This is a genomic window from Sphingobium salicis subsp. salicis (assembly GCF_049472635.1).
GTDB classification, from domain to species: domain Bacteria; phylum Pseudomonadota; class Alphaproteobacteria; order Sphingomonadales; family Sphingomonadaceae; genus Sphingobium; species Sphingobium yanoikuyae_A.
This window is the reverse complement of record NZ_JAYRCS010000001.1, coordinates 2180664-2202771: the sequence shown is the minus strand read 5'-3', so window position 1 is coordinate 2202771 and position 22108 is coordinate 2180664. Positions and strand designations below refer to the sequence as shown.

Here is a 22108-nt window from a genome sequence, read left to right as displayed (position 1 = left end):
CAGCCACCCCCAACGGACGGCGCCGAGCGCGGTATCATCAATAGGCTCCAGTCGTCCTGGCGACTGCGGAGCATATTGACACACAGGTTCACGCGCCTGGTCTTCGGCGCATGGGAAGGGGAGAGGGGAGAGAGCAGGCGAGGCCTGTTCAAATGGACCGCAGACCATCACGACCGCGGTTGCTCCAGGGCAGGCGCTCCTAGCACCGGAGTCCTTCCCATGACCATCCCAAGATCCGCGCCATGGACGGCGCAGGAAATCGTTACGCTGCGTGCCTGTTATCCTGCCGAAGGACACAGCGTCGCGCAGCGGCTTCCGGGCCGAAGCGTCCATGCCTTGCAGGTCAAGGCTCACAAGCTCGGCCTGAAGACAGCCCATAGAAATCCCGCGCCGAGGCCGCGCCTTGGCGGTGAGAACCTCGACGAAGCCATCCGGCTGCGTGAGGTCGAGAACTGGTCGTTCAGCGCGATCGGCACACATTTCGGTATCTGCGAAGCCAGCGCCTGCAACGCGGTGACGATCGCCCTTTGTGTCCGGCGCGGATACCGTCCGGCAGAGCGCGATCAGCATGGGCGCCTGACGGCTGAGGGTATCGAGCGACTGCGCTATGCGTTGAAGAAGGGTTACAAGGGCATCGACATTCAGTTGCGTCTTGGCGTCTCGGCCGCCTGCGTTTCCGAGCAGCGCCGGCGATATAATCGTGAACTGCTCGCACGCGGCAAGGCCGCGCTGCCCCCGCCGGGCGGCGGCGAGGCTTACAGCGGCGTCAAACTGTCGCCGGCAAAGCGCAGGCAGGTCGAGGAGCTGTTCCTGCAGGGGCTCGGCACACAGAAGATCGCCGAGCGCACCGGCGTGTCGAAGACGAGCTGCACCAGGATCAGGGGCCGCCTTATCCGAAGTCTGCGCCGCAAAGGGGAGTCGCTTCCTGGATGCGATAGCTGCGGGGTCCGTCATGTGCATGCTGAAAGCGCGCGTTTCGTAACCGATGAACAGAAAGACCTTCTGCGCGCGATGCTCCTCGATCGGGTGCCCGTCCAGCGAGCCGCGCGCGAACTCGCGATTGGCGCCTCGACAGCCTATCGGCTTCGTGACGCCTTCGCCGCCGAACTGGCGGGCGAAGGCCGGGCCCTGCCGCCTCCAAGGCGTCCTGGCCGGGTTCGCCACGCGCCCATGCGCAATTCCTGCTGGCCTCCGGCTTCGCCTCAGGAGATCTACGCGTTCCGGCGCCTCCTCGGCTGTATGGGGTTCGCTGAGGCGAAAGCACATTGGCAGGACACGCGGCGAGAGGAGGCAAGGATAGCACGAGAAGCGGCCGCGACGCACAAGCTTACTTTCGAGGAGCAGCTTGCCAAGGTCGCGTCCGGCGAACTGCGCATCACACGCGGCTTCGTTCGCAACCATCTCGAGCCGCGGCTTCCCGCACAAGCCGTCGACGCGTGATCGCGCGCGGCACCGGCGCGCTGGGGCGGCCGGAATCTCCTGGCATGATCGATCCCGGGCAACCGCCGGTCGCCCAGCCTCTGGCGGCGACGGCCTGACCGAAGAGGAGAGGGAGGGTTTGAGGCGGGCGTGCTGATGCGCCCGGACGGCAGGAACTGGCCTCATGCCCTATGACATCCCCTCTCGCTTCCAGCAGCCGCCCGCCGGCTTGTCCCAGGCGGACCGATCACCGGTGTACTCTTCGAACGTTGCCCCTCGGTTGGCCGCGGGCACCCCCATCGAGATCATCGTCGGCCTTCCCGGCCTGTCGGAGGGGCCCTTGCTCGCCCGCGCGCGCGCGTTGCAGCTTCCCGTCCTCATCTCCGCGAACAGCCTGTCACGCTGGCGGCAATGTGACGGCGGGCGTGAATGGGCCGGTTGGCGGTTGAGGCAGCTTGCCAACGCCCATGGCCTCGCTTCGATCATGCTCGATTCCGCCGGATTCGTCCTCGCATCAAGATATCGAGGCCTCCCATGGACCGTCGAGGATTATGTCGAAGGGCTGGCGGCCGCCTACCCCTGGCGGCTCTGGGCAAGCCTCGATCATTGCGTCGAACCCGAGATCGCGCGCGACCGTGAAGAAGTGCTCGATCGGATCGCGCGCACTGTTCGCCTCAACATCGAATGCCATGCCCGCGCACTCGACGCCGGTATCGTCTCGAATTTCATGCCAGTTTTGCAAGGCCGCCGACCAGGCGATTATGTGCGCTGTCTCGATGGCATCGCCCATATCCTGCGTCCGGGACAAACGGTTGCGATCGGATCGACCTGTCGGCGCGCCGTGCACGGGGAGGATGGCCTTCTCGCCGTGTTCGAAACACTCGACCGCCATCTCGATTCCACGCACCCGCTCCACGGTTTCGGGATCAAAGGCCCGGCTCTTAGTCATTTGCGCGCTTTCGAACATCGCAAGATCACGGTCGACAGCAGCGCATTCTCCTATGCGGCGCGTATGTCCGCGCTGTTCGACGGACACGCCAAGACCAACCACTTCGTCGCCGACCACATGGAACGCTGGACCGAACGGCAATATGCCCGGCTCGCGCGTCCTCGGAACGGGTTTCAATCGTCATTGCCGCTGCCGTTGCCTGCGGAACCCCTTCCGACAGGCTGGGAAGCCGCCGTTGCCGCCGCGCGAGAGGAGATTCGGGCGCTCGTGATGGACGGCGAAATTTCCCACGATCAAATTACCGACGCCTGGATCGCCGAGTGGGCGGCCGATTTGCTGGGGACCGCTTGACCGACCGCTCCGCACCAAAGTGAAGCGTCAGACAGAATGCTGGTTGAATTGGTCGCGATAATCCGCTAAATGTAACTCATTAAACTAGGAGTGCCCCCATGTCCCGTCCCGCCAGCACCGCAACCGTCGATGTCGATAGCATCCTGCGCGACCGGATAATGGCGAGCGCCGACCGCATCATCAAGATGATGCCGCCCGCCGCCAAGGCGGCCGCGATCGGCAGCGTCGATGTTGCGGCGCTCGTCTTCAATATCGCGCGCGGAATCCCATCGGTCGAAACCGATGATCCCGACAAAGCGGAGGACATCACACGGGCAATCGCCTTCAAGCGCCGGCTGATCGACGAAGCGGGCGGCGCGTTCGACGCCGAGGCGGTGCGCAAGCTTCTCGGCCACAAGACCGTGCAAGCCGTCTACAAGGCCGCCCGCGATCGCCGCCTGCTGATGGTCGAAGACAATGGCGCCAAGCTGTTTCCGGCATTCCAGTTCGACGGCGACACCATCCGTCCTGCAATGTCGCGCATTCTTGCCGCCGCGCCCGGCGCCGGCGGATGGGCCGTGCTGCAATATCTGGTGAGCGGCGATGGAGGTCTGGGCGACGCGCGGCCGATCGACCTGATCAAGGGCAATGAGGCGGACGTCGATCGCGTCATACGCTTCGCCGGTACGCTCGACGACTGACGATGGTCGCTCGCGCTACTATGCCGGTGGCGACCATCGCCGCCGGGCAAACGCTCCACCGCGTGCACGGCGCATCCGTTCCCGCGCGCTGGTATGGGCGCAAGGACGCGACATGGCGCTGGGACGACCCTCAAGGGCGCTACGGCGTCCTCTATCTCGGCAAGAGCTTGACCGGTCCATTTACCGAGAGCCTGCTGCGGACACCAGGCGACCGGGACGTCCTATGGGACCGCGTCCAGCAGAAGCGCGCCGCCGCCTTCGTCACCACGCGAACGCTCCGCCTCGCAAAGCTGCATGGCCCTGGCCTCGCCTGGTTCCAAACGACGGCCGCGGGCGTTTCGGCGGACTTCGATCCCGCAATCCATCGGGATGCCTATGCCACGACGCAGACGATCTCCGCGTTCGTCTACGCTGACACCGCGCTTGACGGCATCCAGTACCGTTCACGCTTCGATACCGATCAGCTTTGTGTCGCATTGTTCGAACGCGCCGATTCCGCGATTGACCTGGTCAGCGAAAACCTGCCGATCGGCAAGGACTGGACCCGGAAGATACTGAAGCCGAGAGGCTACGAATTGATTGAGCTATAGAGTCCCGTTTCAACTTCGAAGGCGCCTCCCAGGCGCTGACCTATCCGAGGCGTCGTCACCACCGGGGCGCGAAGAGCGGCGCCCTGCGGCTTCATGCTATGCTGACTGCTCTGCCTCGGTCGGCTTCTTGCGCGGTCGCCGGGTTGTCGGCGTTTTCTTCGCCTTAGGGGCCGGAGCGGTTTCCACCGTCCTTGGCTTACGACCAAGCCCGATTTTCTTGGCGAGCGACCGGCGCTGTTCGGCGTAATTGGGAGCAACCATCGGGTAATCGGAAGGCAAATTCCACTTGGTCCGATAGTCGGCAGGGCTCATCTGATAGTGTGTCATCAGATGCCGCTTGAGCATCTTCAACTTCTTGCCGTCTTCGAGACATACGATGTAATCGGGCTTGACCGAAGCACGGATCGAAACCGCCGGTTCAGGTTTGATGTCCGGCAGCACTGCCGGCTCCCGAAGACTGTTCAGCGCACCGTGAATATTCTGGATCAACACGGGTAAGTCACCAACGGCGACGCTGTTGTTCGAGACATGCGCGGCCACGATATCGGCGGTAAGCGTTATGAGTATTTCTGCCGTATCGACCTTCTCTGTCATGTCGTTCTTCCTTGTCGTGAGGAATAATGCGGCTGCGAAGACGGACACCCGATAGCAAGTCGTTGCGGGCACGGCCAGAGCTTCCATGCGCCCCACTTGCCGGGCCAGTGACCCGGCTTGCCGCCGGACGGGCTACGCATCCGAAAATGGCCGACCGCCGTCGCCGCGACGGGCCGGAGGAGAGAAGGGGGTGGTTGATGGTGATCCAATAGGGAGGCTATAGCCATGACCGCCGTTCACATGATCGCGCCCGACCGTCGTCGGCACGCAGAGCCGATTTTCGTATCCGGCTCGCTTTCCATCCGGCAACTTCCCCAGGCAGTGAAGGCTCGCCTCGGCAAGATTGTCGACGACGGCGTCCCGGTGCTGGTCGGCGATGCCCGCGGCGTCGATACGGCCGTGCAGCTCTATCTTTCGGATTGGAACGTCGACGCGGTGACCGTGTTCTGCACCGGATCCACGCCCCGGAACAATATCGGAGGCTGGCCGGTCACGCGCGTAAAGTCCGATGCGCGTCCGGGCACACGCGAGTGGCATAGCGCGAAAGACCGCGAAATGTCGCTCCTCGCAGGCGCCGGTCTCGTGATCTGGGATGGCACAAGCAAGGGCAGCGGCTTCAATATTCGACGACTGTCCGATCGCGGCTGTCCGGTCATCATCTATCTTCATCCCGCCGGTCGCTTCGTGCAGCTGAGCACCGACGCCGAGCGAAATGCCTTCTTCTCTCGCTACCTCCCGGGCTGATGGGGCTCCGATCAATAGAAGCCGACCACCTTCATCGCTGTCGCCTCAACACGATAGACCAGGATTCAAACCCATGATCTTCTACACCGCCGTCGAACCCGGCACGCTTCACACCAGGATAGTGGGAACCCAAGCCGATGCCCGCGCCATCAACCGGGAGTTCACCCAGATCGATATCCCGATCGGAAAGCCGGAGCTGATGGCTTGGGCGAACGACATGCAGCGTCAGATCGACGAATTGCGCGACGCTCTCGGCCGTGCCGCGGCTGATGAGCCGAGCGGGACTAGCGCAGAGACCCTCGAACCCGCGCCGCTCCCACACCGGACGACTTCCAGCGATGACCGGCCGATGGAAACGGCCCCGATACGCGCTGAATCGCCAACGGAGATCATGGCACTGGACGCGGCGCGGCTCGCTCCGATCGTCGAACAGGCGGTCGAGCGCGTCGGCGAATTGGGCCAAACCGCGTTCGAGGCGATCGACGCCTACCAGGCCCGGGACGGTGTCGGTGGCTCTTTCAGCCGCGGCGTCCATATCCTGTCGGTGCTCTGCGCCAGCGAGCATCAATTGACCCGGCTGCTATTCCGGGCGCGCGCAAAAAGAACCTGATCCTCGGCCGCGGTGCTGCCGCGACGCCCGACTGGGGAGGAGGGGGAAGGATTGAGGCGGGTGTGTTGATGCGCCCGGACCTCAGGAGCCTGACCCCATGTCGTACGACATTGCCTTTCGCTTTCAGCAGGCGCTCGATCCCTCGGCGCTGATCACGCTGCCGACCGCCTTGCACGCCCTCAATGCCGCGATCACGGATTGCCGCAACGCCGGGCGGCCTCACGAAAGCGATCCCGCCGTAATTCTGCTTGCACGTCACCTCGGCGACATCGCCTCTCGGATCGAGCGTCCCAATGTCGAACTGCGGCGCGCCTGCATGGATGCCATTGCCGATCTCAGGCGCAAGCCCGCGCTCATCGCGCTGGCTCACAAAGGCGTTGCCTATGACGAGGCCGCCAAGAAGCTGTTCCACTCGGACGCGCGCAAGGCGCTCCGCCGGTTGGCCGACGCGCTTCGCCTGCCCGAAGACAGCTTCGATATTCGTTCGGTGCAAGGAGGAATCTCGGTGTCGGGCGAGATCATTCTGCACGGCGAACAGATATACGTCCAGATCAGCCTCGGCTGTATGGGGCGCGGCCGCGAGATCATGTTCCGCCGTGTCACCGGCCGCAAGGACTATTGCGGCGATCGCAACCATTGGGGGGACATCGCTGACCTGATGGCGCCCGACACCCTGGCACGACGCATCCGCCGCGAACTTCATCTTTCCGAACCTGACACACCGCCCTCGCGGCTCGTCGCCTGAGGAGCTGCGTCATGGAAATCATTGCTGCCCACGCGTGCGTCCTCGCGCGCCCGAAATCCGTGTCACGGGGGCGTCTCTTCGTCTGCGGTGATATTCACGGCTGCTACGATGAATTGATGCAGCAGCTCCGGCTTGTTGGCTTCGACACGGGACGCGATCGGCTGGTTGCCCTCGGTGACCTCGTCGACCGCGGCCCCAAAAGCGCTGAGGTCCTGGCGCTGCTCACAGAACCCTGGTTCACCAGCATTCGCGGCAATCACGAGGAGCTGATGATCCAGGCCGTCAACGGCGATCCCACCATGCACATCATCAACGGCGGGATCTGGCTTGCCCATCTGCCTGCCGACGAAAGGAATCGTCTCGCCGCCTTGGCGATGGCGCTTCCGGTCGCGCTTACCGTGATCTCACCCTCGGGCCGCAAGATCGGCTTCGTCCACGCCGACGTGCCGGGCGACGATTGGGACGCGTTCATCGAACGTCTCGACTGCCCCCAGGTGCAGGAATACGCCATGTGGACGCGCGATCGCGTGCGAACCGCGAAACGTAACCTCCCCCTGCCGCCGATCCGCAACGTCGATCATGTCTATTTCGGCCACACGCCGCTCGCCGAGTCCGTCACCGCCGCGAACATGAGCTGGATCGATACCGGATGCTTCGCCACCGGCAGGCTGACGCTGGAAGAAATCGCATAACCGTCCTTGTCGAACCCGGCCCCCGCTCGATGGGGCGGGCCGCAAGGTGATGTCCCGCAATGTCGCGGACCGCAACGACCATGTTAGCGGCTCGTACGCGGGCACCGGTCCACGCGCTTGCCCGACCTGCGAGGCGCGCTGAGCGCATCCACCGCGAACTTCCCTTTTCGAACCCGACACCCCGCCCACGCGACTGGCCGCCTGAGGAGCAGCATTATGGAAATCATCGTCACCCGTTCCCGCATCGCGGGGACGCTACCGCACTATGTCTATCGCGCGCTGGTGCCCGCCGACAAGCTATCGTCCCACCGGCGGGCACTTGCCGGTACGGTTGCCGGTCCAACGATCGCCGGTCGTATCCCATGCGTCCGCATCGGCCCGCTGCTTGCGCCCGAACGCTATTTCGAGATGGCCCATCACCTGCGAAGCGGGCTTGCCCCGCGCATAGGCGCGCTTGCTCGCCGCATCGAGACGCTGGTGATCCGAACCAGCTTTCCCGAGATGACCGCCGCGTCCACGCCGATCGTGTTCCAGCTCGACACCGATCCCGGCGATGCCTGCATCTGGACCAATATCGACGACCTGACCGCCGCGTTCGATCGTCTCGAACCCCGGTCCGACCTTCTTACCGTCGCCGATCTCGGACTTCGGCAGGACGACGGCCGGCGCGCCGCCTGATCGCCGCCACCTGACATTCGTCATCGCCATTGGAGACCCATGATGGATATTTATGTCGTCACAACATTCCATTTCTCGCAAACGCCGGCGTCCATCAGCTATCACGCCAGCGAACGAGAGGCGTGCATCGCCGCGGCAGAGCGCGTGAACGCGTTTCGCGCCGATCTCGATCCCGTATCCCTGTCGCTGGTCGATGGGGACTGCTGGCAGCTTGGGTTGGCCGCGGCGCAGTTGGTCCAGCTCGCGGTGTTCGGCCTCAATGTCACCGACGTCGATGTCAGCAAGCTTGCCGATGCCTCCGGATTCGATGTCCGGCTCGAAAAGTCCGAACTTCAGGGCATGACCACCCTGGCGCTCGACGACCGCGAGCGGTCGACCGTTCTTGCGGCGCTTCGCGGATACCAGCGGCACCACTGTCCGTCCGATCTTGCCGATACCGGCAGCAACCTCGGCCGTCACAAATCGCTATCCCCGGATGCAATCGATGATCTCTGCACGCGGATCAATTGCGACACCCCGTTCCCGGTCGAAGCCAATATCGTCGTCACGCTCGACGGCGGTCTTGTCCAGGGTATCGCCGCCGACCGGCCTATCACGGTTCGCGTGGTCGACTACGACGTCGAGGGCGCCGATTCCGGTGACCTCGTCATGATTCCCCGAGACCAGGGTGAACCGGTTCCCGCATCCGTCAGCGGTTGGGCGGTGGACAGCGTCTGTATCGATCCGGAATGGATCGCCAACGTCGACGCGGCCTGCGCTTCGGAAAGTCGGGCGACCGCGCTGATGGCAGGAGCATGACCGCCATGAACCGCATCCGCAGGGTCGAGAACTTCGACCGCTATGAGATCCTCGCCCATCCTCTTCCCAGCCGCGAAGATCGCGTCTTCCATCCCGGCGACACAGAAACCTCGCGCGCTTCGATCACCTACGCATCACACGATGTTCGGATCGCCCGACCCACGGGTATCGGCAGCAAAGGCCGGGTCGCCATACTGATGCATCATGGAGGCGGGCGACACGTGCTCGAATTCAACGAGACCGCCCTGCCGATCGCCACCGCGCTCCTGGCCCTGCCGGAAAGGCAGCAATATGCCCTCGCATATGCGATCTTCGAGCAAGCCGATGAGTGCGCCGGCGGCGCCCGTGCGGCGGAGGCGGAGCGATGGGCCGATGCGTTTCTCGATGGCCGGATCCGCAAGCGCCGTAGCGGCGGCAGGCGCTACGCCCAAATAGAAACGCCGGATGAAAAGGCCTGTCGCCGCTCCTGATCTCGCTGCGGGTTTCCGCCGGAACAAATGATCGCCTGGTCGCCGCCAGGCGAGCTCCCAGACCATCACAGCAACCTAGGGGACATTCGCATGGATCACCAACCTTCACCGGCGAGCATCACCCAATTGCCCGTCATGACCAGCGCCGATGCCGAGAACGTCGGCTTTGCCATCTTCAACCATGTCCCGACGTTGCCGATCGACATTCCCGACGGGGGCTTCACGGTGAGCGCGAAAACGAGCGAGGGGCTGCGCGTCACCTTCTATTTCGGTCCTTACCGCACCGGCGGACCGCCACGCTGCATCGACATTTGCTACCACGATGCGAGCATGACCGTGCCCGATGGCGGAGGTTCACCAGTCCCGGTGTTCGACATGTTTACGATCGCGGAGGAAGGCCGCCACCCCTACGACAGCCGCAAATCCGATGTGTCCGAAAAACCGTCGATCGCGGTCGTGCTACTCGACAAGCCCGAGAGAGCGGGCGGCTGATCGTGCCGAACATGGCCCGCCTATCGGCCGCCACACTTACGGAATGACCCCGATTTTCCGGAATTTCCGGTGCGAATGGTCGGGAGCACCGGATCGTATCGCCCGCGCCGCGGGCTGTCCCCGACCGCCATCCCTCCATAATCAGGAGCATTTGCATGAACACGGACGATCTCGACACCGCAACACCCGAGCAGCTTGCGCCGGTCCTCTATGCCGCCCTCCAGCGTCTCGGTCAGCTCGGCCGGACCGGGGCTGTCGCGCTCGCGGCGCTGGTCGATGAAGACGATCCCGATTTCGAGGAAGCTGCGTCCTGGGTCGGCGACGTAGCCGCCGGAGACCTGCGCGAATAGTTCTCCACCACCGACATTTCTACCCACGCACGAAGCCCGGCCATCGCGCCGGGCTTCGTGATTCCGGGACATGCAAATGCACCGATCCGCCCCGGCACAGGATGCTGGCGGGCGTTTGAAAGGACCATCAATGATCAGCTTCACCGCGACATACAGCCCGGAGGACAACAAGATCCACCTCTACGCATCGTCCCGCCTCGATGCCGAGACCTATGCCCGTGTCAAGGAAGCGGGCTTCAAATGGGCTCCGAAACAGGAGCTTTTCGTGGCGCCGAAATGGACGCCGCAGCGCGAAGACCTCGCCATCGAACTGGCCGGTGAGATCGAGCCCGAGGAAATGACGCTGGCCGAGCGCGCCGCCATCAAGGCCGAGCGGCTCGAAGATCTTTCCCACAAGCGGCACGCCCAGGCCAATGCCTTTTCCCGGCGCGCCGATGAACTCTCGCAAGCCTTCTACATGGGCCAGCCCATCCTTGTCGGCCATCATAGCGAACGTCAGGCGCGCCGGACGCAGGAGCGCATGCATTCGGCATCGAGCGCCGCCGTGAACGCCGAAAAGGCCGCGACCTACTGGCTGGGTCGCGCGAGCGGCGTCGAGCATTTCGCCAACATGAAGAACAACCCGCGCACGCGGGCCAACCGGATCAAGACGCTGCTGGCCGAACTGCGCGACCTTCAGCGCGGCATCAACAGAGCCCATGCGGCACTGGCGATCTGGGAGGATATCACGAGCGACGAACAGATCCGCCACGCGCTCGGCAACATGGATTCCCGCACGATCTGGGCGAGCTGCGATCTCTATTACAAGGTCGACAATGGCGAGATCACGCCCGCCGATGCCCGGCAGCAGTGTGTCGAGGGCGCCAAGCTTGCCGCGGGCGGCCCCAACCGCCGCCGTTGGATCGAACATATCCTGCACCGGCTCGCGTTCGAGCGGTCGATGCTCGGCGACGTGCCGCGCTATGACGGCGAGCTGACCCCGGTCATCATCCAGGCCTTCGCCCGCGAGCATGGCGCCGAAAGTCCCAAATCCACAGCAATCGACGCCGGACGGTTCCGGCTCGAAAGCCCGGTCCCGCTCCCGGCGCATATCGCGTCGGAGAATTCCCTCGAGCTCAGCGAGGGCGACTGGCGCGACCTGATGCAAGCGTGCGGATACACCGTGCCGGAAAAGAAGGCCCGTCAAGCCTCGGCCAAACCGGACACCGTGCCTCTGATCAATCCATCGCGCGAACAGGCCGAGCAACTCCAGGCGATCTGGAATCTGCGCATGGTTGCGGCCTGCATCGGCAAGCGCAGCACCGCCAGGGCCAACGCGGTCTACGCGACGACACAGGCCACCTATTCGGCCAATGCGAAGGGCGACTATGACCCGTTCAAGACCGTCGAGATCGCCGCCGACGGGCACCGCGTGCGAATGGAATGGAAGGGCAATGAGCGTGTGCGGTCCGGCGAACCTGTCGCCCGCATCCGTATCTCGACGATCGGCGGTGAATTCTACAAGCCCGACGCGGTGGTCATCATCACCGACAAGCCCGCCAAACCGCTGCCGATCGACCTCGACACCCTGGAGGAGGGCGCCCGCCAGGCCGCGAACGAGGAGGCCGCAGCATGACGACCGGCAGCAACACTCCGCCCGATATCCCATCGCCCATCGACGTCCCGTGGCCCGGCGATTTCGAGAAGGTCGAGATCGCGCCCGCTGCGCAAAACCGGAGCGGCGTCACGCAGACGGACACGCTCGAATTCGCGCTCGAAACCGCCGCCTGCCTCTGGGAGGGGGTGCTGACATTGCGCGACCGTCCCGCCACCGATCCGGATGCCATCGCCCTGGCACTCGCTATCCGCGAAACCTGCAATGCCGTCGGCACCGCCGACCTGCGCTTGACCGTCGTGGGCTGGACCGGCGCCGTCGAGGCGGCCTGGAGCGCGGTCGCCGACGGCTACGACCTCTGTTTCGACTGGGACTTCGTGCCGGGCTGGATCATCGACCATATCGACTGGTCCGATCCCGCTCATCCGACGATCAGGCCGGAATCCCTGCGACAAGATCCCGAATCCGCTGCGAACGGCGGACCAGTCGCCACGCGGCCGACCAGCGTGCAGCCGCCTTCCGACGAGGAGAGCTGACGATGGGGCGCTCGGTATCCTATCCCAGCGAGGCGTATGTCGCCTTCTCGCAGTGGGACGCGGGCTGGATCGAAGACGACGACGAGCCCTATACCCGCCATTTCAGCCAAGTCGCGGCCCAGGACGATTGGGACTTCATCGTCGAGGATTTCCGCGAACAGGTGCTCGCGCTCTATCCTTCGGCATGGACCGCGACCGGCTGGATCGACCGCGAAGACCGTATTGTCGCCATGAACCGCTACGCCCGCTTCGGCATCTCGGAATATTGCGGCTGCATCGCATATTGGGTGGTCCTGCGCCACGACATCCATCCCGGTCAGGAAGGGTTGGCGCAACGCTGGGTCGACCAGATCGCGGTCGGTTTCAAGAAGCGGTTCGCGACCCTCGTCCGCTTGGACGTGTTCTCCAACGGCGAGGCTATTTTCGAGCGAACTGCCCCCTGACCGCGCGGCTCCCCGATCGCGCCCCTCCTAACATCCGACACCGGCATGATCCCGCCGAGCGGCCACCGCTCGGCGGCGCGGCCCGGCCGTGGAGCGAAGGGAGAGTGATGGGGTGCGGCGATGAGGTCGCGGCAACCCAGGAGGCTCACATGACATTTCCCACCACGATCCACGCCAGTGTCGGCGAGTCGATCATCCACAAGGCGACAAGACTTTTTGCCGGCTGCGTCGCCGACGCGCTCCACGAGCTCCTCCAGAACGCCCGCAGAGCAGGTGCCACTCGCGTCGACATCCGCCGGTTCGACCGGGATAGCGCCACGATCCTGCGCATCCGCGACGATGGCAGAGGCATAGCCGATCCGACCAAGCTTCTCGCGCTCGGCGACTCAGGCTGGGACAGCGACATTGCCCGCAGCGAGGATCCGGCGGGCATGGGTGTCTTCAGCCTTGCCGGTCGCCATGTCGTCATCCGGTCGCGCCCCGCCGACGCCGAGGACGGATGGCAAGTGACGATCCCGCCGCAGGAGTGGGAGAGCGGGGAGCCGCTCGAACTTGTCCCGGCAATAATCGCCAAGGGCACCGAAATCGAAATCGAATTGTCCAAGGCGTGGATCGACGAGCTTGGAGAAGCGGTGAAAAACGCGGCGCGCTTCTATCCGCTTCCGGTCTTTTATGGCGAGGAGCGGCAGGCCCATGAAGCCTTTTTGAAAGAGGCCGTGCGCGTCGAAAACTGGAACGGGTGCAGCATCGGCGTTTTTCTCGACAAGTACACGCCCCACCGCGAGCAGGCCCGAATCAACTTCCATGGCCTCACCGTCCCGTGCCGCCTGCCGCATGTCCATGACGCCGATGGCGGGCGCGGTTGGTATGCCAAGGTCGACATCGTGGACGCGAAAAATTTGCAGTTTGTGCTTCCGGCACGCAAGGAAATGGTCCAGAATACGGCGCTCGACGCCCTGCGCGAAGCCTGCCAAGCGGCGATTTTCCGCACCATCGCCCGTGAGGGCCATCATCGGCTTTCCTACACACAATGGCTCCGCGCGCGAGAACTCGGCATCTCGCTGCCCGAGGCGGCGCCCTTCCTGCACCTCTGGACACCCCGCATCGCCGAAACGAACGACATCTTTCCGGGTGAGCGGATCGCCGGGGAACCGATGGTCATCATGCCCACGCTATCCGCGAACATCGAGCAGTGCGTCGACCGCGCGCTGAAATCCGCAGATGGTCTCGGCGGCTCGCCCGTTCGCGCGATGCTCGAATTCGCCGGATATGGCTGGTACAATGCGCTCCCGCGCGTCCTGGGGCTGTCCTTTCAGGTCGAGACGGACAACGAGACGTTCCACTATGACGACGGGGCATCGGTTCCCGACGACGTCGATTCCGGCCGCGTCGGCGCGATCACGCTCGAGCTCGCAGTGCGGGCCACCGCCGATTCCGAGGAACCCGCCGACATCCTCGCATTCCCCGCCGATGTGCTGATCGTCCCCACCGACTGTTGCAGCGACCTCGACGACGTCGCCATCCTGCTCGGCACCGACTGCGCGATCACGCCCGGCGAACTCGCCTCGCTGCTCGAAGCCTCCTGCTTCTGGCCCAACGAGGATTGCGACGCCGACAGCCATTACACCCAACAGGCGGCATTCGAGATGCAGGCCCGCTTCGCCGCGAACATGCTGCTTCTCGGCGAGGATGCGGCGGTCCTCGAGCGCGTGCGCGAGGCGTTGCGCCAGCATGTCACCTGGCTGATCCCCAAGGACCGGGCGATCAGCATGCAGGCGGTCAACCATCTGGTCGAGGCCGCCTTCGCGGACAATGACGACGCGCCTTCGGTCGACGCCGCCGAGTAGCCAAGCTTTCCCCTCGCGCATGTCCGGCGCGTCGTTTCGCGCGGCGCGTCGGGCCGCGTCCACAAGGAGCCGTGCCATGACACAAAAGCCGCCCTTCACGAAAATCTTCGACGGCGTTGCGACGCGCAAGCAGATGTTCGAGTTGTTCAACCGGATTCCCGACTGCCCGTTCGAGGATCGAATCTCCGGGAAAACCTACGAAAATACGTGGTTCGAGGTGGACCGCGAGGGCTATGACACGATGCTTGAAGTGCTGCCGCCGCTCTTCATGCGAGCCGGGATGTTCGCTTTGTCCGAGCTCAAGGCCGGCTTCGTCGGCTCGGTTTTCTTCGAGATCGATAGCATCGACGGACGCAGGCGCTGGTTCACCGGATATTGCAACCTCGGCGATCGCAGCAGCCCCGACGCGATGCGGGCCGCGATCATCGCGTATGAGAAGGTCGCTATGGCCAACCTGTCGCGAGACGCCGCCCTGGATTTGATCTGGGAGCGCACGCACGATGATTTTCGCGGTCTCGCAGGTCAGTTCAATCCCGACGCCTGGCCCACCGAGCATCACGGCAAACGGTCCATCCTCGTCCATGAACCGGGCGTCGGCACTGTCCAGAAGCTTCTCGAAAATCTCACCGACGCCGAGATCGCCGACCGGCTGCCGCACGGGCCGACGATCTAGCTGCGTCCGCGAGACCTTCCGCTCCACGAGGAGCCGCCCGCGAACCCCGATGACGCGATCGGTGACCGAACGGGATTCGCCCGGTCGAGCCAAATCCCGTCATTTTCATCAAGGAGCCGAAACATGACCAACAATTTTGTGCGAACGGCTTTCGCCATTCCGGTGATGCCGCACGAAGCCCTGTTACTCGAAGAATGCTTTGCCGTGGCCGATGAGCTGTCCAGCGATTTCGCCGAACTTCCGATCGACGGCATGCAGACGGTGAAAGCTTACTACGCATCCCGCAGCGACGCTTTCAAGATCACCTTCCCGAAGAAACCGGAAGAAGACGATCCTTTCGCCGGCTTCTTCGACCTCTGGTCCGATCCCGGCTTTCTCGGCTTTGACGCCGACCTCAGTATCCGGGGCGATCCGGAGGGCAAAGCGCAGTTCGCATTCATCAGCGGCCATGATGTCGACGTTCCGTCAATCGCCTCGCTGATCCAGAAGGTCTGCAAATCCGCGTTGCCCTTCGGTTTTCAGTGGGCGGAAGGTAACGAGGAGGACGACGGGTGCCGCTCCTTTGCGGGCGGATATTATGTCATATCCGACACCGAGATCTTCGGCGGCCCGACCCGCTGGCTCGTGAATGAAACGCTGCACACCCTGCGGGCAGGTGCGGCGTGAAGCCCCTGCTCAAACGGCCGTGCAACGAGTGCCCCTGGCGCCGCGACCATCCTGCCGGCTGGCTTGGCGGCTATCGGCCGGAAGACTTCACGCAGCAAATCCAGTTCGATGGGCCGCCGCTGCCATGCCATAAGACCATCCCGGGCGACGGCACCGATGCCCGCGCCATGTGCGCCGGCGCGCTCATATTCATGCGCAACTCGTGCAAAGGTGCGCACCATCCCGACTATGGCGATGCGCTCGACACGGTCGAGCCCGACACCGCGACGGTGTTCGCGTGGTCCCACGAGTTTATCGATCACCACTGCAACCCGGACAAATGGCTGGAGCGTGTTCGGGCCAGGATGACCGCCCAGCGTTAACGTCCTCGGTCAGTGAACGGCTCAATCGCCCTGATGGAAGGGAAGGTGGCGGGAGGGGTGCGGCGATGGGTTCGCTGCCAGTCAGGAGACTCCTATGTCATTTTCCACCTCGACACGCACGACAAGCGGCCGTTCCGGCTTCACACAGGCCGACGAGCCGCCCGGTCCGCTCGATACGATCTTACGCGAACTGTTCCGCATCGCCCAACGCGCCGGTGCCTGCCGGATCCATGTCGAAACGTTCGATTATGAAGGACGTCCGACCCTCTCCGTCCTCGACAATGGCTCGGGGATCGACAGTCCACGGGCCTTGCTCGCACTGGACGCCTTCGGTTGGCGCGCGGCCCGTCTGCGGTCGCAGCCTTCATCTGGCCTCGCGCTATCGAGCCTGGTTGGACGGCATACGATCGTCCGGTCCGGTCCCGATGAAACCGAACCCGCATGGAGCGTGACGATTCCAGCCGAGGCCTGGACTGGTGAAGCGCCGATCGCGGTCGAGCCGGATGGCGGCCTTTGCGGCACCAATATCATGGTCGAGATTCCCGAAGAATGGCGTCCGGGGCTCGAGGACGCCGTGGCAGCCGCCGCGCGGCACGTGCCCATGCACGTCTTTTTCCACGCCCGGTGGAAGAATCCCGACTGATCCCGAACGATCGGGCCGGTGCCTGCCGCGCCGGCTCCGGCCGTGCCTTTTAAGGAAACATCCGATGCACGACGATCAATTCGACGCGCTGGTCGACGACGCGACCCATGCCGTCAACAACCTAATTCCCGACCGGCTGCTCGACGGCCTGGGCGATAGCGGAAGGTCGAACCTGCTTTTCCAGATCAACGACGTGCTGACGCCGATCCTGCGCGAGGTGGTCGACACCGCCGGGGACGACAGCGACAATCCGACCCGCGCAAGCACGATCGCCGGGCTTTTGTCAGAGCTTCTGGAGACGCATGCCGCCAAATGTGACGATGGCGGAGCTCGTGAGGAAGACCGTCCGCCGCATGTGATTTCGGAAGTCCACGGCACCAGCGCCAATATCGACAGCATCGCGAGCTGCGACATCGAGACCGGGACGCAAATCTACCTCGTCCTGGACGATGGCGCGGCGTTCCGCATTGCCGTGGAAGCGGTCGCCTGATGATCGAAATGCACATGGCGCTGCTCGCACTTCTCCGATCGCGACGGCCCATCACCTGAGACCCTGATCCAGCGTCGACCTTGCCCGCCTGGCGGGACGCAAAGCTTCCTCAACGCACACACAAGGAGGATATCATGGCCCAACTGTCGCCGCTCAGATCCCGCCTTTGCGATTTCGACCGAGCCTATGCGCTGGCGATCCGCATACGCGAGACCACCGGACGCCATCAGTTCGTCCTGCGCACGGGCGATCCGATCCAGCCATTCCGCATAACGGAGACGCGTCCGGCAATGGACGAAGGTCTGGTCCTGCACGTCGCCTGATCCCGATTCCCATCGTCACGGAGCTACGCCAATGGACGCTGCCGCCCAATATCCCATCAAGCCGGGCATGTGGATCAGGACCGAGGAGGGCGAGAAGCTCTTCTTCCTGCGATACTCGTTGACCGGCCATTGGGGCTTCTTCTCGGAAGACCGCCACCACGCCACACGGGAACACAAGCTCCCGCTCGCGGGCCTGCAACCCTGGCACCAGGAGCGCCGCCGATGAAAACCCACGTCATGACCAGCGGCCTTCGGATCACGCTGTCAAAAACCGAACTCCAGGCGTTGCTGACCCTCGCGCGCTATGGCGCCGAACAGATCGCGGTCGCGCGACTATTACATCGTGCCCAAGCGGCAGGAAGCCGTGGCGCCCGACATCATCAAGGGCCTCGAAGACGGCCTGGCATCGCTTCGGTGGAAGCAGGCGGAGGCCAGGGAGAGACGCGACGCACCCAGGCGCGAGGCCGAACGCCGCGCCGCACGCGAGCATCACGCCGTGGTCGACGGCTTTACGGTCTTCGGCACGCTCGGAGACTGGACCGACCTCTCGGACCACCCCGACGAGCGCCGGTGGGCGGATATGTTCATGCCAGGGACCGAGCCAAGGGAACAGGCCGAACTGCGTCGTAACGTCTGGCGGATATACGTCAGCAAAGGCAGTGCGGCGTCGGACGACTTCACGGTCTTTCCGGGCGACTGCACCGAAACCGCCGACCGCGGAGAAATCGAGCATCTCGCTCGGCGGATCATCGCCAAATATCAGAAATGACGATCTCGCGTCAGCGGGATGCACGCAATCCGGGAAGTGGGTCGCATCGGGGCGAGGCGCTGCCTCTGCTCTTCACAGGAGTTGCGCCATGCAGGAAATCACATTTCATCTCGGCTCCGCCGGACATCCGGTAAGCTGGACCCTCCATGCCGTCTACGGTCGTGCCTGCGGGATCGCGTTCGCCTCCGCCCGCGCATGGTACGCCCGGCAGGTATCGGCCCCCAAATTGGCGACGACGCCGCCAGGCGGCCAATATGTCGTGCAGATCAGGAATAATCAGGTCGTGAACGCCGAGCTGTTCTTCGACGCCGAGTATTTCCGGCATCATCAGGAGCCGGACGACCTATCCTGGCTATGCCAGTTTCACACGTTTCCGCTCGAGATGCCCGAGCGCCTCAAGGACATCGTCACCGCGGACCTGCGCAGCCGGCTGATCGCCGCCGGGTTTCTGATCCCCCGCGCCGAATGGATTGCGCGATACCCCGATCAGGCGGAGTTTTTGCGGCAATTCCGCGAACTGCGGCATCGGGACGGTGCATAGTCCGCGGGCCTCGTCTTAGCCGCGCGAAGAGAAGGAGGAGGGATGGTGGTGAGGTCCATTTGGGAGTCCACCAGCCATGCACGTTGCCAACCACGCTTCGGGTAGTCTGTCTCGAACGCCGCCGGTCTTCATTTCGGGATCCCTGTCGATCCGGCACCTCCCGACCGTCGTGAAGGAGCGGCTCTGCGCCATCGTCGACCAGGCGCTGCCCGTCGTTATCGGGGATGCACGCGGTGCGGACGCGGCTGTCCAGCGGTTCCTTGCCGATTGCGGCGTGCGTCATGTCACGGTCTTTTGCAGCGACACGAGCCCCCGGCACAATCTCGGGCACTGGCCTGTCCAACACGTGAGAGCCAACGCACCTTCCGGCACGCGCGCCTTCCACAACGCGAAAGACCGCGAAATGTCTGGCCTGGCAGGGGCCGGCTTCGTCATCTGGGATGGGTCCAGCCAAGGCAGCCGGGCCAACATCCGTCACTTGTGCGAGCGTGGACGCTATATCGTCGTCTTTCTCCGAGCCGAAAACCGCTTTGCCGTCCTGTCCAGCAACGCGAAACGGATGGCCTTTCTAACTTCCGGCCGCCTAGACTGACATCACGGTGACCACGCCGGGGCTTTCGCGAAAACTCCTGGCCCACACGGGCACGCAGGGCCATCAATCGAAGGACATTCGCTTATGAATCCCGCCCTTGCCAATGAGCTTGCCGCTCGCGTCGACGAGGGTTGGCACCCTGTCACTCTCGACGACATCGAGCGGCGGCTGCGCGATATCGGTTACGCCCTTGATCGTCGCCTGGACTGCCGTTCGACCGCTCGAATCATGACCGGCTCTCGCGCCGGAAAAACCTATCCTTGCCTCTCGACCGGCATCAAGGAGACCGACACTGGCCGTTGCGCCTGCCACACCGAGGCTCGGCGCGATGCCAATTTCCGAACTCTGCAACAGCTTCGCTTCATGGACCTCTGATCCTTTGCGGACCGTTGTCCACCGCTTGAAAGGCGGGCGTTTCATCTCTAGATATTGAATCGATCGTTTCGATCGATACGATCGAATGGAGGTATTATGCAGACGATTACGGCCAATGAAGCCAAAACCCGCTTCGGCGAACTGATCGACCGGGTTCAGCGCGAGCCCGTGCGGGTTACGCGCCGCAACCGGGTGGTCGGCGTCATGGTTTCCCCGGAGGATTACGCGGCGATGCGGGAGTTCTACGCGGACAGGCTTGCCCGCACGCTACGCGAAACCGCGAGCGAGGCTGCGCGCAAGGGCCTGACCGACAGCGAACTGGAGCGTCTGCTTTCCGATGAAGGGTGACGCTTTCGTTCTCGATACGAATGTCCTCATCAGCGCCGCGCTTTCGGCGGAATCGCCCCCTGCCAGAGTGACCCACTGGGTGATCGCTAATGCCCGGCTGATCTTCGCCGAACCCACTTTCGAGGAATTCCGATCCCGGCTCTGGCGTCCGAAGTTCGACAGATATTTGACGATCGAGCGTCGGAACCAGATCCTGCACGATTTCAGCGCTATCGCGGACTGGGTGGAACTGAACAGCGATCCTCTCCCGGTCAGCAGCCGGGATCCCGACGATGATATGTTTATCCGCGCCGCCATTGCCGGATCGGCCCGCTGGCTGGTGAGTGGGGACCGGGATTTACTTGAGGTTCAAGGTTTGCCTGCCCCCACGATCGTGTCGCCCGCGGACATGCTGAAACGCATTTCCGCATAGGCGGCACAGCCTCAGGCCCCTTCGAGCAGCCGCTCGCGGGCCAAATCCAGCGCATGCGACAGCCGCATCGCCACCACCTGGTCCTTGGGATCGACGAGGCATTCAAGAGCCGCCTCCATGTGCTTGATAGCGTTTTCCAACCCAGGTGCTTCATCCGTCATCTTTGGTTCTCCGCTAGTCCGCGCTCAGTCGGCGGGCACCCTCCTTGTGGAGGATGCCGGCCCCTGAGCCGGACGGTTGAAAACGCGAAAGATAGACGCGTGCCTGAATTTTTAGCCGGAGCCTGGACATAGTACAGGCCATCCGGCCGCAAAGGCATGCAGCCGACTCTATCTCTCGGAGTTTCAACGCTCCGGCCCACCACCGGCAGACGCACATCCCCTAGCCCGATCAAGCGTTAGTTGCCAGTCGGTTCGTGTGAAATTACCGGATGTCGAGGTCAGGTGTGCGGGATCAGCGCGTCGACTGGCGGGCCGCTTCGACCGGGCGATACATGTCTGCCCGATCGCGCATCAGGGCAGCGAGCCAGACCAGATCGCTTGCGGCATCAGCCAGCGGCAGGGGCGCAACCTTGTCGAACAGACGGCGCTGATAGGAAGACCCGTGATCGTGAATCTCAACCAGACGGTTGCGCGCCGGGCTGTTCGGATCGGTGATTTCCGCATTGGCTTCGCGAGCCGCATCGAGAAAGGCTTCTGCCAGTTCCTGCGCCTCATAGTAGCCGGAATCCAGGCCTTCCCCCAGAGCGAGGGCGGCGAGTTCGCTACGCACGCCGGTAAGATCGGAGTCGTTCACCGCATCGATCAGTGGCATGTTAAAATCGAAGGTGGTGAGATAATCCGCGATCATGGAGAAACGTCCTTTCAACCATTTACTAGAACATAAAAAGAACGCAATCAAGCTCTCAAACCTCCTATGCTGAAGGACTTTCGTCATGCTTTCTTCCTCCGCAGGGGCCGCCCACAGCGGCCATCCTCCCGCGCAGTGACCATGGCGGCTGCACCCCTGCGTCTCCATGGCCGTCTTCGCCGCAACGCGCGTGGCTTCCTCCTCGAGATGGACGATGGCCACGTCTGGCGGCTCAGGGGCGCGCAGGATTTCCCGCCGCTCCTGGATACTGCCGTCATCGTCGAGGCACGCAAGGCCAGCAGCATCCTCCTCGACGTTCTCTGGATGGGGCCGGCCTAGCACCTTGGCGGCGCGCCCGGCGCTGGTCTTCGAGCGTCGCGCCGGCGGCACCGTCGCTGCGGACCTCGGCGAGGACGCCTCGGCCCGCCATCACTGTTGATTTCCACTGAGAAGTGACCCGGGTAGGGCGTAAATTTCCACTAA

General features: G+C 63.7%; 34 protein-coding genes. 31 read left to right on the top strand and 3 right to left on the bottom strand.

The genetic code is table 11. The features are described 5' to 3' along the window. Positions 1-219: 219 nt before the first annotated feature. From VHN57_RS10715 to VHN57_RS10700, 4 genes are all read left to right on the top strand, one after another. Complete coding sequence (locus tag VHN57_RS10715; protein WP_048575816.1) at positions 220-1440, top strand: helix-turn-helix domain-containing protein; 1221 nt, start codon at positions 220-222, stop codon at positions 1438-1440. Positions 1441-1603: 163 nt separating this feature from the next. After that, a complete protein-coding gene (locus VHN57_RS10710) occupies positions 1604-2719 on the top strand; it encodes a deazapurine DNA modification protein DpdA family protein (RefSeq protein WP_239659667.1) in 1116 nt (371 codons plus the stop codon). Between the two features lie 98 nt (positions 2720-2817). Next, a complete protein-coding gene (locus VHN57_RS10705) occupies positions 2818-3399 on the top strand; it encodes a hypothetical protein (protein WP_048575815.1) in 582 nt (193 codons plus the stop codon). A 20-nt stretch (positions 3400-3419) separates the two neighbouring features. Further along, complete coding sequence (locus VHN57_RS10700) at positions 3420-3989, top strand: RES family NAD+ phosphorylase (protein ID WP_048575814.1); 570 nt, start codon at positions 3420-3422, stop codon at positions 3987-3989. A gap of 96 nt (positions 3990-4085) precedes the next feature. Here VHN57_RS10700 and VHN57_RS10695 read toward each other — a convergent pair whose 3' ends face one another. Continuing rightward, positions 4086-4583: a Ros/MucR family transcriptional regulator gene (locus VHN57_RS10695; protein WP_048575813.1), complete on the bottom strand. Its 498-nt coding sequence runs from the start codon at positions 4581-4583 to the stop codon at positions 4086-4088. A 225-nt stretch (positions 4584-4808) separates the two neighbouring features. Here VHN57_RS10695 and VHN57_RS10690 point away from each other — a divergent pair, with 225 nt between their 5' ends. The 26 genes from VHN57_RS10690 (at position 4809) to VHN57_RS10565 (ending at position 20776) form a co-directional block, all read left to right on the top strand. Next, entirely contained in the window at positions 4809-5327 is a 519-nt protein-coding gene (locus VHN57_RS10690; RefSeq protein WP_048575812.1) for a hypothetical protein, read from the top strand. 73 nt (positions 5328-5400) lie between these two features. Further along, positions 5401-5937: a hypothetical protein gene (locus VHN57_RS10685; protein ID WP_048575811.1), complete on the top strand. Its 537-nt coding sequence runs from the start codon at positions 5401-5403 to the stop codon at positions 5935-5937. 97 nt (positions 5938-6034) lie between these two features. Beyond that, positions 6035-6682 (top strand): hypothetical protein, encoded by a 648-nt coding sequence (locus VHN57_RS10680; protein ID WP_048575810.1) that lies wholly within the window; start codon positions 6035-6037, stop codon positions 6680-6682. Between the two features lie 11 nt (positions 6683-6693). After that, a complete protein-coding gene (locus VHN57_RS10675; RefSeq protein WP_048575809.1) occupies positions 6694-7374 on the top strand; it encodes a metallophosphoesterase in 681 nt (226 codons plus the stop codon). A 216-nt stretch (positions 7375-7590) separates the two neighbouring features. Then, positions 7591-8052, top strand: coding sequence for a hypothetical protein (locus VHN57_RS10670; RefSeq protein ID WP_048575808.1), 462 nt, complete (start codon positions 7591-7593; stop codon positions 8050-8052). Positions 8053-8091: 39 nt separating this feature from the next. After that, complete coding sequence (locus VHN57_RS10665) at positions 8092-8850, top strand: hypothetical protein (protein ID WP_066519806.1); 759 nt, start codon at positions 8092-8094, stop codon at positions 8848-8850. Continuing rightward, complete coding sequence (locus VHN57_RS10660) at positions 8847-9320, top strand: hypothetical protein (protein WP_048575806.1); 474 nt, start codon at positions 8847-8849, stop codon at positions 9318-9320. The genes VHN57_RS10665 and VHN57_RS10660 overlap by 4 nt, the downstream gene beginning before the upstream one ends. Before the next feature lie 90 nt (positions 9321-9410). Further along, positions 9411-9812: a hypothetical protein gene (locus VHN57_RS10655; protein WP_048575805.1), complete on the top strand. Its 402-nt coding sequence runs from the start codon at positions 9411-9413 to the stop codon at positions 9810-9812. Between the two features lie 155 nt (positions 9813-9967). Next, on the top strand, positions 9968-10162 hold the full coding sequence (locus tag VHN57_RS10650) for a hypothetical protein (RefSeq protein WP_048575804.1): 195 nt from the start codon (positions 9968-9970) through the stop codon (positions 10160-10162). A gap of 130 nt (positions 10163-10292) precedes the next feature. Then, on the top strand, positions 10293-11777 hold the full coding sequence (locus tag VHN57_RS10645; RefSeq protein ID WP_048575803.1) for a DUF3560 domain-containing protein: 1485 nt from the start codon (positions 10293-10295) through the stop codon (positions 11775-11777). Continuing rightward, a complete protein-coding gene (locus VHN57_RS10640; RefSeq protein WP_174521978.1) occupies positions 11774-12292 on the top strand; it encodes a hypothetical protein in 519 nt (172 codons plus the stop codon). The genes VHN57_RS10645 and VHN57_RS10640 overlap by 4 nt, the downstream gene beginning before the upstream one ends. Positions 12293-12294: 2 nt before the next feature. After that, positions 12295-12735, top strand: a complete 441-nt coding sequence (locus VHN57_RS10635; RefSeq protein ID WP_048575802.1) for a hypothetical protein — start codon at positions 12295-12297, stop codon at positions 12733-12735. 149 nt (positions 12736-12884) lie between these two features. Continuing rightward, positions 12885-14582 (top strand): ATP-binding protein, encoded by a 1698-nt coding sequence (locus VHN57_RS10630; protein WP_048575801.1) that lies wholly within the window; start codon positions 12885-12887, stop codon positions 14580-14582. Between the two features lie 76 nt (positions 14583-14658). Then, positions 14659-15255 carry a DUF1419 domain-containing protein gene (locus tag VHN57_RS10625; protein WP_048575800.1) on the top strand — a complete coding sequence of 199 codons (597 nt, stop codon included), beginning with the start codon at positions 14659-14661 and terminating at the stop codon, positions 15253-15255. Positions 15256-15378: 123 nt separating this feature from the next. Next, positions 15379-15921, top strand: a complete 543-nt coding sequence (locus VHN57_RS10620) for a hypothetical protein (RefSeq protein ID WP_423283786.1) — start codon at positions 15379-15381, stop codon at positions 15919-15921. After that, positions 15918-16283: a DUF6283 family protein gene (locus VHN57_RS10615; protein ID WP_048575798.1), complete on the top strand. Its 366-nt coding sequence runs from the start codon at positions 15918-15920 to the stop codon at positions 16281-16283. The genes VHN57_RS10620 and VHN57_RS10615 overlap by 4 nt, the downstream gene beginning before the upstream one ends. A 94-nt stretch (positions 16284-16377) precedes the next feature. After that, positions 16378-16926 (top strand): ATP-binding protein, encoded by a 549-nt coding sequence (locus VHN57_RS10610; protein ID WP_048575797.1) that lies wholly within the window; start codon positions 16378-16380, stop codon positions 16924-16926. Between the two features lie 64 nt (positions 16927-16990). Beyond that, entirely contained in the window at positions 16991-17416 is a 426-nt protein-coding gene (locus VHN57_RS10605) for a hypothetical protein (protein ID WP_048575796.1), read from the top strand. Between the two features lie 134 nt (positions 17417-17550). Further along, positions 17551-17739 carry a hypothetical protein gene (locus VHN57_RS10600; protein WP_048575795.1) on the top strand — a complete coding sequence of 63 codons (189 nt, stop codon included), beginning with the start codon at positions 17551-17553 and terminating at the stop codon, positions 17737-17739. 31 nt (positions 17740-17770) lie between these two features. Further along, positions 17771-17965, top strand: a complete 195-nt coding sequence (locus tag VHN57_RS10595) for a hypothetical protein (RefSeq protein WP_048575794.1) — start codon at positions 17771-17773, stop codon at positions 17963-17965. 138 nt (positions 17966-18103) lie between these two features. Then, the gene (locus VHN57_RS10590; protein WP_157080320.1) at positions 18104-18508 is read left to right on the top strand and encodes a hypothetical protein; all 405 of its coding nucleotides are present in this window, start codon (positions 18104-18106) and stop codon (positions 18506-18508) included. An 88-nt stretch (positions 18509-18596) separates the two neighbouring features. Beyond that, complete coding sequence (locus VHN57_RS10585) at positions 18597-19049, top strand: hypothetical protein (RefSeq protein ID WP_048575792.1); 453 nt, start codon at positions 18597-18599, stop codon at positions 19047-19049. 76 nt (positions 19050-19125) lie between these two features. Next, positions 19126-19641, top strand: coding sequence for a hypothetical protein (locus VHN57_RS10580; RefSeq protein WP_048575791.1), 516 nt, complete (start codon positions 19126-19128; stop codon positions 19639-19641). Between the two features lie 84 nt (positions 19642-19725). Further along, positions 19726-20016, top strand: coding sequence for a hypothetical protein (locus tag VHN57_RS10575; RefSeq protein ID WP_048575790.1), 291 nt, complete (start codon positions 19726-19728; stop codon positions 20014-20016). 96 nt (positions 20017-20112) lie between these two features. Further along, positions 20113-20364 (top strand): type II toxin-antitoxin system prevent-host-death family antitoxin, encoded by a 252-nt coding sequence (locus VHN57_RS10570; RefSeq protein ID WP_048575789.1) that lies wholly within the window; start codon positions 20113-20115, stop codon positions 20362-20364. Next, complete coding sequence (locus tag VHN57_RS10565; RefSeq protein ID WP_048575788.1) at positions 20354-20776, top strand: putative toxin-antitoxin system toxin component, PIN family; 423 nt, start codon at positions 20354-20356, stop codon at positions 20774-20776. The genes VHN57_RS10570 and VHN57_RS10565 overlap by 11 nt, the downstream gene beginning before the upstream one ends. An 11-nt stretch (positions 20777-20787) precedes the next feature. On the opposite strand, the gene VHN57_RS10560 is transcribed toward VHN57_RS10565, so the two are convergent. Further along, entirely contained in the window at positions 20788-20937 is a 150-nt protein-coding gene (locus tag VHN57_RS10560; protein ID WP_169800572.1) for a hypothetical protein, read from the bottom strand. A gap of 292 nt (positions 20938-21229) precedes the next feature. Next, positions 21230-21712: a hypothetical protein gene (locus tag VHN57_RS10555; protein ID WP_231923294.1), complete on the bottom strand. Its 483-nt coding sequence runs from the start codon at positions 21710-21712 to the stop codon at positions 21230-21232. Positions 21713-21766: 54 nt separating this feature from the next. Between VHN57_RS10555 and VHN57_RS10550 the strand changes: the two genes are divergently transcribed. After that, positions 21767-21964, top strand: coding sequence for a DUF5818 domain-containing protein (locus VHN57_RS10550; protein WP_048575786.1), 198 nt, complete (start codon positions 21767-21769; stop codon positions 21962-21964). Positions 21965-22108 lie beyond the last annotated feature (144 nt).

Coding starts and splice junctions, on each gene's coding strand:
- VHN57_RS10715 (WP_048575816.1), top strand. CDS start 220: ATGACCATCCCAAGATCCGCGCCATGGACGGCGCAGGAAATCGTTACG.
- VHN57_RS10710 (WP_239659667.1), top strand. CDS start 1,604: ATGCCCTATGACATCCCCTCTCGCTTCCAGCAGCCGCCCGCCGGCTTG.
- VHN57_RS10705 (WP_048575815.1), top strand. CDS start 2,818: ATGTCCCGTCCCGCCAGCACCGCAACCGTCGATGTCGATAGCATCCTG.
- VHN57_RS10700 (WP_048575814.1), top strand. CDS start 3,420: ATGCCGGTGGCGACCATCGCCGCCGGGCAAACGCTCCACCGCGTGCAC.
- VHN57_RS10695 (WP_048575813.1), bottom strand. CDS start 4,583: ATGACAGAGAAGGTCGATACGGCAGAAATACTCATAACGCTTACCGCC.
- VHN57_RS10690 (WP_048575812.1), top strand. CDS start 4,809: ATGACCGCCGTTCACATGATCGCGCCCGACCGTCGTCGGCACGCAGAG.
- VHN57_RS10685 (WP_048575811.1), top strand. CDS start 5,401: ATGATCTTCTACACCGCCGTCGAACCCGGCACGCTTCACACCAGGATA.
- VHN57_RS10680 (WP_048575810.1), top strand. CDS start 6,035: ATGTCGTACGACATTGCCTTTCGCTTTCAGCAGGCGCTCGATCCCTCG.
- VHN57_RS10675 (WP_048575809.1), top strand. CDS start 6,694: ATGGAAATCATTGCTGCCCACGCGTGCGTCCTCGCGCGCCCGAAATCC.
- VHN57_RS10670 (WP_048575808.1), top strand. CDS start 7,591: ATGGAAATCATCGTCACCCGTTCCCGCATCGCGGGGACGCTACCGCAC.
- VHN57_RS10665 (WP_066519806.1), top strand. CDS start 8,092: ATGATGGATATTTATGTCGTCACAACATTCCATTTCTCGCAAACGCCG.
- VHN57_RS10660 (WP_048575806.1), top strand. CDS start 8,847: ATGACCGCCATGAACCGCATCCGCAGGGTCGAGAACTTCGACCGCTAT.
- VHN57_RS10655 (WP_048575805.1), top strand. CDS start 9,411: ATGGATCACCAACCTTCACCGGCGAGCATCACCCAATTGCCCGTCATG.
- VHN57_RS10650 (WP_048575804.1), top strand. CDS start 9,968: ATGAACACGGACGATCTCGACACCGCAACACCCGAGCAGCTTGCGCCG.
- VHN57_RS10645 (WP_048575803.1), top strand. CDS start 10,293: ATGATCAGCTTCACCGCGACATACAGCCCGGAGGACAACAAGATCCAC.
- VHN57_RS10640 (WP_174521978.1), top strand. CDS start 11,774: ATGACGACCGGCAGCAACACTCCGCCCGATATCCCATCGCCCATCGAC.
- VHN57_RS10635 (WP_048575802.1), top strand. CDS start 12,295: ATGGGGCGCTCGGTATCCTATCCCAGCGAGGCGTATGTCGCCTTCTCG.
- VHN57_RS10630 (WP_048575801.1), top strand. CDS start 12,885: ATGACATTTCCCACCACGATCCACGCCAGTGTCGGCGAGTCGATCATC.
- VHN57_RS10625 (WP_048575800.1), top strand. CDS start 14,659: ATGACACAAAAGCCGCCCTTCACGAAAATCTTCGACGGCGTTGCGACG.
- VHN57_RS10620 (WP_423283786.1), top strand. CDS start 15,379: ATGACCAACAATTTTGTGCGAACGGCTTTCGCCATTCCGGTGATGCCG.
- VHN57_RS10610 (WP_048575797.1), top strand. CDS start 16,378: ATGTCATTTTCCACCTCGACACGCACGACAAGCGGCCGTTCCGGCTTC.
- VHN57_RS10605 (WP_048575796.1), top strand. CDS start 16,991: ATGCACGACGATCAATTCGACGCGCTGGTCGACGACGCGACCCATGCC.
- VHN57_RS10600 (WP_048575795.1), top strand. CDS start 17,551: ATGGCCCAACTGTCGCCGCTCAGATCCCGCCTTTGCGATTTCGACCGA.
- VHN57_RS10595 (WP_048575794.1), top strand. CDS start 17,771: ATGGACGCTGCCGCCCAATATCCCATCAAGCCGGGCATGTGGATCAGG.
- VHN57_RS10585 (WP_048575792.1), top strand. CDS start 18,597: ATGCAGGAAATCACATTTCATCTCGGCTCCGCCGGACATCCGGTAAGC.
- VHN57_RS10580 (WP_048575791.1), top strand. CDS start 19,126: ATGCACGTTGCCAACCACGCTTCGGGTAGTCTGTCTCGAACGCCGCCG.
- VHN57_RS10575 (WP_048575790.1), top strand. CDS start 19,726: ATGAATCCCGCCCTTGCCAATGAGCTTGCCGCTCGCGTCGACGAGGGT.
- VHN57_RS10570 (WP_048575789.1), top strand. CDS start 20,113: ATGCAGACGATTACGGCCAATGAAGCCAAAACCCGCTTCGGCGAACTG.
- VHN57_RS10565 (WP_048575788.1), top strand. CDS start 20,354: ATGAAGGGTGACGCTTTCGTTCTCGATACGAATGTCCTCATCAGCGCC.
- VHN57_RS10560 (WP_169800572.1), bottom strand. CDS start 20,937: ATGACGGATGAAGCACCTGGGTTGGAAAACGCTATCAAGCACATGGAG.
- VHN57_RS10555 (WP_231923294.1), bottom strand. CDS start 21,712: ATGACGAAAGTCCTTCAGCATAGGAGGTTTGAGAGCTTGATTGCGTTC.
- VHN57_RS10550 (WP_048575786.1), top strand. CDS start 21,767: ATGGCGGCTGCACCCCTGCGTCTCCATGGCCGTCTTCGCCGCAACGCG.